Genomic DNA, 13641 nt, shown 5'->3' with positions numbered 1-13641 from the left:
TGGACCAACACCAGACGATGTTTGTGATACCGCAACGGTAACCATAACCGTAGACATGGGACCAGATGCCGACATGGATGGCATCCCAGATGTAGTAGACCAAGATGACGATAACGATGGTATTCTAGACGTAGCCGAAGGTCCAGGCGACCCAAGTGCCGATGACGATAACGATGGCGTACCAAACTATTTAGACGACGACCCAGCCGATCCATTAGTAGGCGACGTCAACGGAACCGTAGAACCAACGTACGATAATGATGGTGATGGCGTAAGTAACCACTTAGACCTAGATGCCGACAACGATGGCATCTATGACACTGTAGAAACAGGAACAACAGATACAGATGGAGATGGTATTGCAGATGGAACAATTAATCCAATCACAGGAATCCCAAGTGGTGCAGGAACAGGTGTAGCCAATCCAATTGATACAGATGGTAATGTTGGAGAAAATTTACCCGATTTTTTAGATTCGGATTCAGATGATGATGGATGTAGTGATGCTAATGAAGCTTATAATGATGCTAATGCCGATGGTGGTGATGGCGGACAGTATGGAACAGATCCTGCTCCAGTAAATCCTAACGGTACAGTAGTTGCCGCAACTTATGGAGATGCTTCAACTATAGCAGATTCAGATGCTAATGGTGTTGCAGATTATGTAGAAGGTTCTGCAGGAACGCCGCTTCCTGATCCAGATGGAGATGGAGGAGCAAATGCTTGTGATGAAGATGATGATAATGATGGTAATCCAGATGTAACGGATCCAAATCCACAAACACCAACAGCTGAAGATGATAATGCTACAGCTATAATAGGCGTTCCAGAAACAATAGATATTTTAGGAAATGACGATTACTTACCAGACAACACAATGACAGCAGGAAGTGATATTTATATTACTAATGCAGGAACAGGTTCAGGAGTAGGTATTATAACTTTCGATGAAAATACAGGAGAATTGATTTACATAGCTGCAGGAAGTGAAAGTGGAATGACAGTTACAGTAGACTATACAGTTTGTAATGACCTTACAGGAGATGGCCCAAGTCCAGATGATATCTGTGATACAGCAACAGTAACTATTGATGTAAGTACAGGACCAGATGCAGATATGGATGGTATTCCAGATGTAGTAGATCAAGATGACGATAACGATGGCATTTTAGACGTAGCCGAAGGCCCAGGAGATCCAAGTGCAGATGATGATAATGATGGTGTACCAAACTATTTAGATGACGATCCAATGGATCCACTGATAGGAGATGTTAATGGAACTGTGGAAGTAGCATACGATAATGACGGTGATGGCGTAAGTAATCATTTAGATTTAGATGCTGATAACGATGGAATTTATGACGTCTTAGAAACTGGTGGTGTTGATAATGATAATGATGGTATTGCAGATGGACCAATAGACCCAGTAACTGGTATTCCAGCTACAGCCGGAACAGGAGTAGGAACTCCAATAGATACTGATGGTAACGTAGGAGAAAACCTTCCAGATTTCTTAGATTTAGATTCTGATGATGATGGATGTTCTGATGCCAATGAAGCCTATAATAATTCTAATGCCGATGGAGGAGATGGTGGTTCTTATGGAACAGGTGAACCTCAATTAGCTGTTGACTCTAATGGTTTAGTCATTGGAGCAGATTATACAACTGGAACTAATACAGATGTTACTACAGCAGGAGTAGATATCGATGGAGATGGGGTAATAGGAGGATGTGATGATGATGATGATGGAGATGGAGAACTAGACATTACAGATCCAGATCCAAACGATCCTTGTATTTATGACCCAGAGAATCAAGATATCACAATGGTCGAAGCTTCATGGAATGCATTAGATTGTGATAATGATGGTTTAACAAATGGAGAAGAAACAACAGGAGTAGATGACCCAGCTACAACTAGTAATCCAAATGGTAATACTACAGACCCATTAGATCCAGATACCGATGGTGATGGTGTAAATGATGGACAAGAAGCAGACGATATGACAGATCCAAATAATCCTTGTGATTATGATCCGGTAAATCAAGACCTTACGATGGTCGAAGCTTCATGGAATACTGCTGATTGTGATGGAGATGGTGTACCAAATGGACAAGAGGTTATAGATATGACAGATCCAAACAACCCTTGTGATTATCAAGCTTCAAGTCAAGATTTAAGTACAGTTACTCAAGAATGGTTAGATGCAGATTGTGATAATGATGGTTTAACAAATGGAGAAGAAACAACAGGAGTAGATGATCCAGATACAACAGCAGATCCAAATGGTAATACAACAGATCCACAAGATGAAGATACCGATGGAGATGGCGTAACCGATGGACAAGAAGCGCTTGATATGACAGATCCTAATGATGTTTGTGATTATGATGTAACTAATCAAGACATTACAACAGTTGAGGATACTTGGAATGATGCAGATTGTGATAATGATGGTTTAACAAATGAAGAAGAAGTAACAGGAATAGATGATCCAAATACAACAGCAGATCCAAACGGTAATACAACAGATCCTCTAGATATAGATACAGATGGAGATGGTGTAACCGATGGGCAAGAAGCGATAGATATGACAGATCCTAATGATTCATGTGATTTAGAGCTAACAAGTCAAACAGAGACACCAGATTCTGAATGGAATAATATCGATTGCGATAATGATGGACTAACAAATGGGGAAGAAACAACAGGAATAGATGACCCAGATACAACAGCAGATCCAAACGGAACGACCACAGATCCATTAGATGAAGATACCGATGGAGATGGAGTAAACGATGGTCAAGAAACAATAGACATGACAGATCCTAATGATGTTTGTGATTACGATGATGCAAATCAAGATATAACAATGGTAGAAGCTAATTGGGATGCTGCAGATTGTGATGGAGATGGCGTGTTAAACGGACAAGAAGTATTAGACATGACAGATCCATTAGATACTTGTGATTACGATGTCGCTAACCAAGATATTACTAACGTCTCTACAGAATGGGAAGCAGCAGATTGTGATGGAGATGGTGTGCCAAATGGGCAAGAGATTGATGACATGACAGATCCTTTAGATCCATGTAGTTTTAACCCTAATAGCCAAGATGGTTCAATGACAACTAGCGAATATGATATGTTAGATTGTGATGGAGACGGTGTAACTAATGGAGATGAAATAGCAGATGGGACAGATCCATTAGACCCTTGTAGTTATGAAATGCAGAGTCAAGATGTTGTTATTGTAACACCAGAATGGGAAGCAATAGATTGCGATGGCGATGGTGTAATTAATGGAACAGAACTTAATGATGGTACAGATCCACAGGATGCATGTGATTTTGTTCCAGCAAATCAGACAGAGCCAGTTTCAGGAGCATTTGGAGCCCTAGATTGTGATGGTGATGGCGTAACTAATGAGCAAGAGACTATTGATGGAACAGACCCATTAGACTTATGTAGTTTTGATATCACTAGTCAAACAGAAACACCTTCAGAAGAATGGAACACTTCAGATTGTGATGGAGATAGTGTTACTAATGAACAAGAAATTGATGATGAAACAGATCCAATTGAACCATGTGATTTCGACTTCATGAGTCAAGATTTATCAGATGTATCAGATGAATGGTTAGCATTAGATTGCGACGGAGACGGTTTTGAAAATGGAGAGGAGCTAGGAGATGAAAATGATAACAATATCCCAGATTACATAGAAGTAAATAATGGAGATCCAGATGCCCCAGATGGTATTAATATTTTCGATATCCTAACACCAAATGGAGATGGCTTAAACGACGTATTTGTTATACAAGGTATAGAGCAATATCCTAATAACTCAGTAAAAATATACAACCGTTGGGGAGTAAAAGTTTACGATGTTGATGGCTATGGACAGAATGGAAATTATTTTAGAGGAATTTCAGAAGGTCGTGTAACAATTAAGAAAGAAGATAAATTACCAGTAGGAACATATTACTATGCATTAGAGTATGTGAATAGTTCTGGAAATACAGTTACAAAAGCAGGTCCATTATATATTAATAGAAGATAAATCATAATTAAATACCTAGCAGATTTTATCTGCTAGGTTTAATACTCGCACTTATGAAAAACAAATTCTTAACAATACTAATCATAACACTACTAGCTTTTTGCTCTACATTTAGTTATGGTCAACAAGATGCTCAGTACACACAATACATGTATAATACATTAAGTATAAACCCAGCTTATGCTGGTTCAAGAGATGTTTTAAGCTTTGTTGGTTTATATCGAACGCAATGGGTTGGTTTAGATGGAGCACCAGATACATTTACTGCCTCTTTACATTCTCCATTAGGAGAAAAAGTAGGACTAGGTTTAAACATAACCAATGATGAAATTTTTATTACTCAAGAAACCTATGTAGATATAGCGTTTAGTTATACTTTAAATCTTTCAGATGAAAGAAAACTAGCTTTAGGGTTAAAGGCTGGAGGTCATTTTTTAAATATAGATACTAATAGGTTAAATACAGGAGCATTTAACCCTGGAGATGCAGAAGCAGAAATAAATATAGATAATAAATTTTCACCTCAATTTGGAGTAGGTATTTATTATTATACAAGTAAATGGTATTTAGGTTTGAGTATTCCTAATATGTTAGAAACAAAACATTTTGATTTAAATGCAGCCAATAATAATTCGTTTGCAACTGCAAAAGAACGTATAAACCTTTATTTAATGGCGGGTAAAACATTCGATTTAAACGATGATCTAAAATTTAAACCAGCAGGATTATTAAAAGCAGTAGATGGTTCCCCATTACAAGTAGATCTTTCAGCAAACTTTTTAATAAAAGAAAAATTAACACTAGGAGCCGCTTATAGGTGGAGTGCAGCATTTAGTGGTATGGTAGGTTTTCAATTGTCTGATAAGTTAATGCTAGGATTTGCTTACGATAGAGAAACAACAGAATTAAGACAATATAACGATGGTTCATTCGAATTCTTTTTACGCTTCGAATTTTTGAAACGTAATAATCGTATGATTTCACCAAGATTCTTTTAACCAACTTAAAATTACTTAAAACATGAGACAACATATATATATCATAATAGCTTTAGTGCTCCTAAGTAGTTCACAAGTGTGGGCGCAAGAGAAAATTGTAAATAAAGGAGATAAAGAATTTGAACAATTTGCCTATATAGATGCTAGAGAGGCTTATTTAAAAGTTGCAGAAGAAGGGTATCAATCTGAAGACTTATTGAAAAAATTAGCAGATTCCTATTATTTTACTGCAGATTATAAACAAGCAGCTAAATGGTATGGCGTATTGTACGATTCGGGAAACAGAGACGCAGATTATTTATATAAATATGCTTTGTCTCTTAAAAGCGATAAATCTTATGTAGCTTCCGATTTAATCATGGAAGAGTTTTTAACAGTAAAAGGAGAAGATTATCGTGCCAAATTATTTTTAAACGAACGCAATTATTTAGAAGAAATAGAGGAACAGTCTGGACGATTTGAACTCTCTAATATTGGATTTAATTCTAAGCTTTCAGATTTTGCGCCAGCTTTTTATCAAGGACGCTTAGTTTTTGCTTCAAATAGAACAAAACGATCAGCCATAAAAAGAATACATGATTGGAATGAACAGCCATTTTTAGATATTTATGGTATTTCTATTAGTGATGATGACTCTAAAAGAGGTGCACAAAAGTTTAGTAAAAAGATTAACTCAAAGTATCATGAATCTACAGCTGTTTTTACTAAAGATGGTATGACCATGTATTTTACAAGAAACAATTATACCAATAAAGATTATAGAGAAGATGAAGAAGGTATTAACCGTTTAAAATTGTATAGAGCTAAAAGAACAGAAGATGGAAGTGATTGGGAGGTAGAAGAGTTACCTTTTAATAGTAATGAATACTCAGTAGCACATCCTGCATTAAGTAAGGATGAAAAAACGTTATATTTTGCTAGTGATATGCCAGGAGGAAGAGGCCTATCAGATTTATATAAAATAGCAATAGAAGGGGAAGGTTTTGGTAATGTAGTAAGTTTAGGAGATACTATAAATACCGAGGGGAGAGAAACCTTCCCTTTTATAAGTGAAGATAATAAATTATATTTTGCATCTAATGGGCACATAGGATTAGGAGGATTAGATATGTTTGTTGTAAACATAAATGGACCAAATAATTATGGAGAAGTCTTTAATTTAGGGAGACCAATAAATAGTCCTCAAGATGATTTTACATTTATTATTAAAAAAAACGGACTAGGTTATTTTGCTTCTAATAGAGATGGAGGGGTTGGTGATGATGATATTTATAGCTTTAAAAGTATAAAACCTTTAATAACAACAAGACAATGTAAGCAAAACATGATTGGAATTATTAAAGATGATAGAAGCGAAGACCCAATAGCAAATGCAAAGGTTTATTTATTAAATACAGATGGTAAAGTTATAGCTGAAAAAATATCTGAGTACGATGGCTCTTTTGAGTTTAAAGACTTATCTTGTAGTACACAATATGCAGTACGCTCAAAAAAGAAAGGTTATACTACAACAGAGAAGCCTTTTGCAACAGGAAAAACAAAAGGGACAGTTGAACGTACCTTGTATATGAAAGAAGGAAATGATTTAGGAGAAACATCTGCTGCTCTTGGAGCGGATTTAGTTAAAATATTAGGGTTAAATAGTATTTATTTTGATCTAGATAAAGATTATATTCGTGCCGATGCAGAAATAGAATTACGAAAAGTTATTGCTGTTATGAAATTGTATCCAAAAATAAAGATAGATGTTAGATCGCATACAGATAGTCGTGCAAAAGATAATTATAATATAGATTTATCTGAAAGAAGAGCGAAATCTACAATAGATTATATAGTAAAAGTTGGTGGAATAGAGCGTTCAAGGCTAACAGGAAAAGGATATGGCGAAACACAATTATTAAATAGATGTAGTAATGGAGTTCCTTGTGCAGAGTACGAACATCAATTAAACAGAAGAAGCGAATTTATTATAGTTGCTAATTAATATTCATATTTCGGGAGAAAATATTTTATATTTTTTTAATAGCAACTAAGGAAGTGCCCTCTATTTGAGGGCATTTCTACTTCTATATAATTATAGAAAGGCTGTATGCTTAAAAATAACTTAAAACAGATAAAAACAATAAGCTATTTTGTAAATTTGTGAGAAGTGAATTTAAGAAATGATAGAAGAAAACGTAATACTCGTTAACGAAAAAGATGAAAAAATAGGGTTAATGCCCAAAATGGAAGCTCATGAAAAAGCAGTATTACATCGCGCTTTTTCGGTTTTTGTTTTTAATGATAAAAATGAATTAATGCTGCAACAAAGAGCATTAAGTAAATACCATTCGCCAGGGCTTTGGACAAATACCTGTTGTAGTCATCAACGAGATGGAGAAAGTAATTTAGAGGCAGGAAAAAGACGTCTACAAGAAGAGATGGGATTTGTTACCGAGTTAGAAGAAAAAACATCTTTTATATATAAAGCTCCTTTTGATAATGGATTAACAGAACATGAATTAGATCATATTATGGTAGGACATTACAATGGTATTCCTGAGATTAATAAGGAAGAAGTAGAATCTTGGAAATGGATGCCTTTAGAAGATGTAAAAACAGATATAGCAGAAAACCCAGAAGTATATACAGCCTGGTTTAAAATTATTTTCGATAAGTTTTACGAATTTATAAATATAACGGATGAGAGTAACTGTTAATAGAAAAGCACATTTTAATGCAGCTCATAGACTGTATAGAAAAGATTGGTCTTTTGAGAAAAATGATACCATTTTTGGGAAATGTAATAACCCAAATTATCATGGACATAATTATGAACTTATAGCAAGTGTTACAGGAGAAATAAACCCAGAGACAGGTTATGTTATAGATGTTAAAATATTAAAAGACATTATCAAATCTGAAGTAGAAGATGCTTTTGACCATAAAAACTTAAATTTAGATGTTCCTGAGTTTAAAGATTTAAATCCTACTGCAGAAAATATAGTTGTAGTTATTTACAATAAAATTAAAGCTAAACTAGATACAAAATTAGATTTGCAAGTAACCCTTTACGAAACACCTAGAAATTTTGTAAACTATTCTGGCAATTAATAGATACCCAATATGTTATACCCAATACTATTTACCCCTATTTTAAAAGATAAAATATGGGGAGGGCAAAAGTTAAAAACCGAACTAAATAAAACAACGAATCTTAATAATGTAGGAGAGAGTTGGGAAATTAGCGATGTAGAAGGCGATACTTCTATAGTTAAAAATGGCGCTTTAAAAGGGCAAAGTTTAAAACAACTATTAGAAACCCATAAAAGTGATTTAATTGGAAAGAAAAACTATGAGGTTTTTGGGAATAAGTTTCCTCTATTAATCAAGTTTATAGACGCTAAATCACACTTGTCTATTCAATTACATCCTAATGATGAATTAGCAGCAAAACGCCATAACTCTTTTGGGAAAACAGAAATGTGGTATGTTATGCAAGCCGATAAGAATTCTAATTTAATAGTTGGCTTTAATCAAAAAGTAACTTCAGAAAGTTATTTAAAACATTTAGAAGAAAAGGCTTTACCAGAAATTTTAAATTTCGATGAGGTTTCTAAAGGAGATACTTATTTTATAGAAGTTGGTCGTGTACATGCTATAGGTGCTGGTGTTATGTTGGCAGAAATACAGCAAACTAGCGATATAACCTATCGTGTTTACGATTGGGATAGAGTGGACGATAAAGGGAATAGTAGAGAATTACATAACGATTTAGCTATTGATGCTATAGACTTTGAAATGGAAGATAATTTTAGAATAAACTATTCTAAAACAGAAAACATTTCTAACAAAATGGTAAGCTGTCCTTACTTTACAACAAATTACCTTCCTGTTACTAATGAGACACTTAATAAAACTAACACCTTTGATTCTTTTATAATATATATGTGTGTTGAGGGAGAAGTAATTGTAAAAACAAAAAACCATTCTGAAATACTAAAGAAAGGAGAAACCTTGTTATTACCAGCAAGTATTAAAACATTTGAAATTACAGCAAAAAAAGCAGAACTATTAGAAGTTTATGTGTAATTTTGCAAACAATAAAAAATAAATATTATGGCAAATAAAAGAGACCTTAAAAAAGACATTAATTATGTTTTAGGTGACATTATTGAAGCAGTTTATGTTTGGGAATATTCAAACACAGGAAAGGATACAAAAGAGAGCGAAGCAATAATTGACGAAGCTATTGAAACTTTTGATGAATTAATTGCTAAAGTGAATGCAAAAGATGTAGAGAATAAAAAGTCTCATTTTAAGGCAATTAAGGATGAGCTAGAGTCTAAAGGTCGCGCCCTTATTGAGAAAATTAATAAATTAGGTTAATTTTTTTTAAAAAAAAGTTTGCAGATATTAATATCAATATTATATTTGCACTCGCTTTGCCGATGTAGCTCAGCTGGCTAGAGCAGCTGATTTGTAATCAGCAGGTCGTGGGTTCGAGTCCCTCCATCGGCTCAAAGTTTAAAACCACTCTTTTTAGAGTGGTTTTTTTGTTTTAAAAATAAAACTAAAGAGGAATAAAACTAATAAATTTAATATATCTAACTATGTTGTTAGAACAATATGTAGGTTTTCTATCCTATAACCAATAACTAATGTTGATTCTATACTGGATTTGTATAATAAGAAGATTATGCTACAAAAATAATGTATAGCGGTACTTTAACAGCCTTAGAACATTTTATGGAAGATGCTTCTAATACTGATCTTATAAATGAAACAGCTGCTATTAATAGGGCAGAAAGGACAGCTCAACCAGTTACAGTGACAAACTCAAACGATATAACAACAACTTATGAACAACAAGGTTTCCCTCTTGGTCATACTGCTCCTTGCGATTAGTATTTTTTCTTGTAAAAAGGAAGGCAATGTGATTAGTAGTTTTTCTCTGGAAAAGGAAGATAATTTTGATACCCAAAAATGGGAGGATTTAAATATTGAAATTATTTCCTCTTATGTTGAAGATTTATGCGAAAAAAAGGAGAAAAAGTATACCCCAAGTAATTCTCACTACAATTATATAGAAATATCGGGGTCAAAGATTCTGAATGAAGATCAATTTAATCAGTTTTATGATGAGTATACTACTAATCAAAAAACAAGGACTAAGTGTAATAATACAAGTCTTTTAGATTCTATATTTAATGATGAGAATAAGGATTTTTTAAAACATCAATATACAGCCAAAAAAAATTATATTAAGTTGATCGAAGAAACTGATTGTATCAAAAATGTATCTAATGTCTTTCCTGATGAGACGGTTAAAGTGCTTCCAAGTCTTAAATTTCATAATTTTGGTAAGGTTCTTTTTACAAAGAATTATAATTATGCTTATTTAAATTTTGTTAATTATTATGGTTTTGGTTATATTATTTATAATAAAGACTTAAATGGTAATTATAAAAGGTTAGCTATTTGTTATTTAGGAGAACACCTTATTAGCAGTTAAGAGATATATAAATAAGGAAGATAATTTTGATGTCCAAAAAATGGAATTCGAGTCCCTCCATCGGCTCAAAGTTTTAAACCACTCATTTTAGAGTGGTTTTTTGTTTTTTAAGAGATATAAAATACCATAAGTAAAAAGCCCTGTTGAAATTTCTTTCAACAGGGCTTTTGTATTAATAAATTTGTATTTTATTATTTTTTAGGAATACGTTTTAAAATTTCTAAAACAAAGTCCCAATATTTTTGAGCAGAAGAGATACTTGCACGCTCATCTGGAGAGTGTGCGCCTTTAATAGTTGGTCCAAAACTAATCATTTCCATGTCTGGGTAATTAGTTCCTAAAATACCGCATTCTAGTCCTGCATGGCAAGCAGCGACATGTGCTTTTTCGCCATTTAATTCTTCATAAGTGCTACTTAATACTTTTAGTATAGACGAGTCCATGTTTGGTGTCCATCCAGGGTAATCTCCAGAACACTCTACTTCGCATCCTGTTAACTCAAAGGTAGCACGTAATGTATTGGCTAAGTCTGTTTTTGAGCTTTCTACAGAAGATCTTGTTAAGCACCCAATTTTTATATTCCCATCTTTAATAATTACACGGGCAATGTTGTTAGAGGTTTCTACCAAGTCTGTAATATCTGCACTCATTCTATATACGCCATTTAAGGCTGCATATAGAGCGCGAGTTACACCTTCTTGTACACCTAAATCCATAATGTTTTTAGGCGTTTCTGTTGCCTCGATAATTACTTCTAAGTCGGGCTCCATGGTTTTAAGCTCTTTTTGTATTGTATTTACAAGCGTTTGCATTTCGTTATTAAATGCAGCTTCGTGTACTGCATCTATAGCAACAATAGCTTTGCTTTCTCTAGGTATAGCATTTCTTAAGCTACCACCATCTATTTCAGAGATGCGTAAACCAAAGTTTTCGAAACCATCAAATAATAAACGATTCATTATTTTATTAGCGTTTCCTAATCCTTTATGGATATCCATTCCAGAATGTCCGCCTTGTAAACCTTTTACAGTAATAGCATAACCTACTTTAAATTCTGGTGTTTCCTCTTCTTTATAAGTACGTGTTGCTGTTACATCTATTCCTCCTGCGCAGCCTACACCTATTTCGTCATCTTCTTCTGTGTCTAGGTTTAAAAGAATACCACCATCTAGTAAACCTCCTTTTAATCCCATGGCTCCCGTCATACCAGTTTCTTCATCTATAGTAAATAGGGCTTCTATAGCTGGATGAGGAATGTCTGTACTTTCTAAAATAGCCATTATAGTTGCTACACCTAAGCCATTATCTGCACCAAGTGTAGTCCCTTTAGCTCTTACCCAATCGCCATCTACATACATTTCTATGCCTTGCGTATCGAAATCAAAATCGGTATCTGCATTTTTTTGGTGTACCATATCTAAATGCGATTGCATAACGATAGTTACTCTATCTTCCATACCAGAAGTTGCAGGTTTCTTTATAATGACATTACCAACTTCGTCTTCTATAGTTTCAAGTCCTAGTTTTGCACCAAAATCTTTCATAAATGCAATAACACGTTCTTCTTTTTTTGAAGGGCGAGGTACAGCGTTTAAATCGGCGAATTTATTCCAAAGTTGTTGTGGTTGTAATGCTCTTATTTCTGAATTCATTGTTTAATATTTAATTGAAGTACAAAAGTACGAATTGCAATTAAAAAAAGAGTCCCCTATTTTAATAGATTGAAAAAGAACTTAGTCTATACCCCTGATTGATGCGGCATCCTTTTACAGCTCATTAAAAAGCTGTAAAAGATATAGCGGAAAGCAGGTAGAATCCTTTTTAAGTTAACGAACAGATTGGGTACATAGCTTTTATATTTTTTAATTACATTTGAAGGTATGTTTAAAAATAAAAAACGAAGCCTTGCTTTATCCTTAATTCCTGCTATAATTTGTGTTAAATTATTAGCTTTTTTTCCAGAGTTTGTAGAAACGTATTATAGTGGTACATTGTATCAATACATATCAAAAGTATTTAGGTTTACTTTAGGTTGGTTGCCATTTTCTTTTGGAGATATTGTTTATGGTTTGGGTATTATTTTTGTATTACGTTGGCTGGTTATTAATAGAAGGCGAGTATTAAAGGATTTTAAGGAGTGGCTTATAGATGTATTTGCAGCTGTAAGTGTATTATATATAGCGTTTCATATATTATGGGGGTTTAATTATTATAGATTGCCTTTACATGAGAATTTAAATTTAGAGGCTGATTATTCTACCGAGGCATTAGTTGCCGTGACTAAAAAATTAATAGCAAAATCGAATAGTATACATACCGAAATTACTAAAGATAGTGCTGTAAAAGTAAGTTTGCCATATTCTAAGCAAGAAATAGTAAACCTTGTACCTGAAGGGTATGCGCTTTTAAAAGAAAAATTTCCACATTTAAATTATAGCCCAGTAAGTATAAAATCGTCTTTATTTAGTTTACCTTTAACTTATATGGGGTTTAGTGGGTATTTAAACCCATTAACAAATGAAGCGCATGTAGATGCTTTAATACCAAAGTTTAAATACCCTACAACGGCTTCTCATGAGGTAGCTCATCAATTAGGTTATGCAGCAGAGAATGAGGCCAACTTTATAGGCTGCCTAGTAACCACAAATCATGACAATATTTATTTTAGGTATTCTGGTTACACTTTTGGTTTACGTCACTGTTTGCATGAAGTTTATAGACGAAACCCAGAATTATACGAAACGTTATTAGTGACTATAAATTACGGGGTTTTGGAAAATTATAAAGAAGTAAGAGCATTTTGGGATCGTTACCAAAACCCAATGGAACCCATTTTTAAAGAAACGTATAATACATACTTACAAGCTAATAGTCAGCAAGATGGAATGAAGAGCTACAGCTATGTTGTTGCTTTATTAGTAAACTATTTTAAAGATAAAACTTTATAATTTAGGAATTTATAATGTTAAAAAAAGCATTAATTTATTTTAAATTACTGCTTATCATTATATTTAAACCTCTAATTATTTATTAACTAACGTATGATTAAAAACTATTTAATGTACATGCTTTTATTGTGTGGT

The 13641-nt window shown here is 33.7% G+C and carries 11 protein-coding genes and 1 tRNA gene; 11 read left to right on the top strand and 1 reads right to left on the bottom strand.

Features of this window, described 5'->3' with window-relative positions; genetic code table 11:
- The 10 genes from ACVC2P_RS02435 to ACVC2P_RS02390 all read left to right on the top strand — a co-directional run.
- Positions 1–4066: T9SS type B sorting domain-containing protein (locus tag ACVC2P_RS02435; RefSeq protein ID WP_452596893.1), on the top strand; the 4066-nt coding region annotated here is incomplete at its 5' end.
- 53 nt (positions 4067–4119) lie between these two features.
- The gene (locus ACVC2P_RS02430) at positions 4120–5064 is read left to right on the top strand and encodes a PorP/SprF family type IX secretion system membrane protein (RefSeq protein WP_452596892.1); all 945 of its coding nucleotides are present in this window, start codon (positions 4120–4122) and stop codon (positions 5062–5064) included.
- A gap of 22 nt (positions 5065–5086) precedes the next feature.
- Positions 5087–7048 carry an OmpA family protein gene (locus ACVC2P_RS02425; protein WP_452596891.1) on the top strand — a complete coding sequence of 654 codons (1962 nt, stop codon included), beginning with the start codon at positions 5087–5089 and terminating at the stop codon, positions 7046–7048.
- A 178-nt stretch (positions 7049–7226) separates the two neighbouring features.
- The gene (idi, locus tag ACVC2P_RS02420) at positions 7227–7763 is read left to right on the top strand and encodes an isopentenyl-diphosphate Delta-isomerase (RefSeq protein WP_452596890.1); all 537 of its coding nucleotides are present in this window, start codon (positions 7227–7229) and stop codon (positions 7761–7763) included.
- Positions 7747–8157 carry a 6-pyruvoyl trahydropterin synthase family protein gene (locus ACVC2P_RS02415; protein WP_452596889.1) on the top strand — a complete coding sequence of 137 codons (411 nt, stop codon included), beginning with the start codon at positions 7747–7749 and terminating at the stop codon, positions 8155–8157. The genes idi and ACVC2P_RS02415 overlap by 17 nt, the downstream gene beginning before the upstream one ends.
- A gap of 12 nt (positions 8158–8169) precedes the next feature.
- The gene (locus tag ACVC2P_RS02410; protein ID WP_452596888.1) at positions 8170–9135 is read left to right on the top strand and encodes a type I phosphomannose isomerase catalytic subunit; all 966 of its coding nucleotides are present in this window, start codon (positions 8170–8172) and stop codon (positions 9133–9135) included.
- A 27-nt stretch (positions 9136–9162) separates the two neighbouring features.
- The gene (locus tag ACVC2P_RS02405; RefSeq protein WP_452596887.1) at positions 9163–9432 is read left to right on the top strand and encodes a hypothetical protein; all 270 of its coding nucleotides are present in this window, start codon (positions 9163–9165) and stop codon (positions 9430–9432) included.
- Positions 9433–9490: 58 nt separating this feature from the next.
- A tRNA-Thr gene (locus ACVC2P_RS02400) sits at positions 9491–9564 on the top strand.
- A gap of 192 nt (positions 9565–9756) precedes the next feature.
- Positions 9757–9951, top strand: coding sequence for a hypothetical protein (locus tag ACVC2P_RS02395; RefSeq protein WP_452596886.1), 195 nt, complete (start codon positions 9757–9759; stop codon positions 9949–9951).
- A complete protein-coding gene (locus ACVC2P_RS02390; protein ID WP_452596885.1) occupies positions 9905–10558 on the top strand; it encodes a hypothetical protein in 654 nt (217 codons plus the stop codon). The genes ACVC2P_RS02395 and ACVC2P_RS02390 overlap by 47 nt, the downstream gene beginning before the upstream one ends.
- A gap of 191 nt (positions 10559–10749) precedes the next feature.
- On the opposite strand, the gene ACVC2P_RS02385 is transcribed toward ACVC2P_RS02390, so the two are convergent.
- Entirely contained in the window at positions 10750–12210 is a 1461-nt protein-coding gene (locus ACVC2P_RS02385; protein WP_452596884.1) for an aminoacyl-histidine dipeptidase, read from the bottom strand.
- Positions 12211–12438: 228 nt separating this feature from the next.
- Here ACVC2P_RS02385 and ACVC2P_RS02380 point away from each other — a divergent pair, with 228 nt between their 5' ends.
- Positions 12439–13506: a DUF3810 domain-containing protein gene (locus tag ACVC2P_RS02380; protein ID WP_452596883.1), complete on the top strand. Its 1068-nt coding sequence runs from the start codon at positions 12439–12441 to the stop codon at positions 13504–13506.
- Positions 13507–13641: the final 135 nt, after the last annotated feature.

This window comes from Pontimicrobium sp. MEBiC01747, from assembly GCF_053601635.1.
Note: the sequence above shows the minus strand (reverse complement) of the source record. Positions and strands in the feature narration are given on the sequence as shown.

Excerpts from the sequence above, each read along its gene's own strand:
- ACVC2P_RS02430 (WP_452596892.1), top strand. The coding sequence starts at position 4,120 with ATGAAAAACAAATTCTTAACAATACTAATCATAACACTACTAGCTTTT.
- ACVC2P_RS02425 (WP_452596891.1), top strand. The coding sequence starts at position 5,087 with ATGAGACAACATATATATATCATAATAGCTTTAGTGCTCCTAAGTAGT.
- idi (WP_452596890.1), top strand. The coding sequence starts at position 7,227 with ATGATAGAAGAAAACGTAATACTCGTTAACGAAAAAGATGAAAAAATA.
- ACVC2P_RS02415 (WP_452596889.1), top strand. The coding sequence starts at position 7,747 with ATGAGAGTAACTGTTAATAGAAAAGCACATTTTAATGCAGCTCATAGA.
- ACVC2P_RS02410 (WP_452596888.1), top strand. The coding sequence starts at position 8,170 with ATGTTATACCCAATACTATTTACCCCTATTTTAAAAGATAAAATATGG.
- ACVC2P_RS02405 (WP_452596887.1), top strand. The coding sequence starts at position 9,163 with ATGGCAAATAAAAGAGACCTTAAAAAAGACATTAATTATGTTTTAGGT.
- ACVC2P_RS02395 (WP_452596886.1), top strand. The coding sequence starts at position 9,757 with ATGTATAGCGGTACTTTAACAGCCTTAGAACATTTTATGGAAGATGCT.
- ACVC2P_RS02390 (WP_452596885.1), top strand. The coding sequence starts at position 9,905 with ATGAACAACAAGGTTTCCCTCTTGGTCATACTGCTCCTTGCGATTAGT.
- ACVC2P_RS02385 (WP_452596884.1), bottom strand. The coding sequence starts at position 12,210 with ATGAATTCAGAAATAAGAGCATTACAACCACAACAACTTTGGAATAAA.
- ACVC2P_RS02380 (WP_452596883.1), top strand. The coding sequence starts at position 12,439 with ATGTTTAAAAATAAAAAACGAAGCCTTGCTTTATCCTTAATTCCTGCT.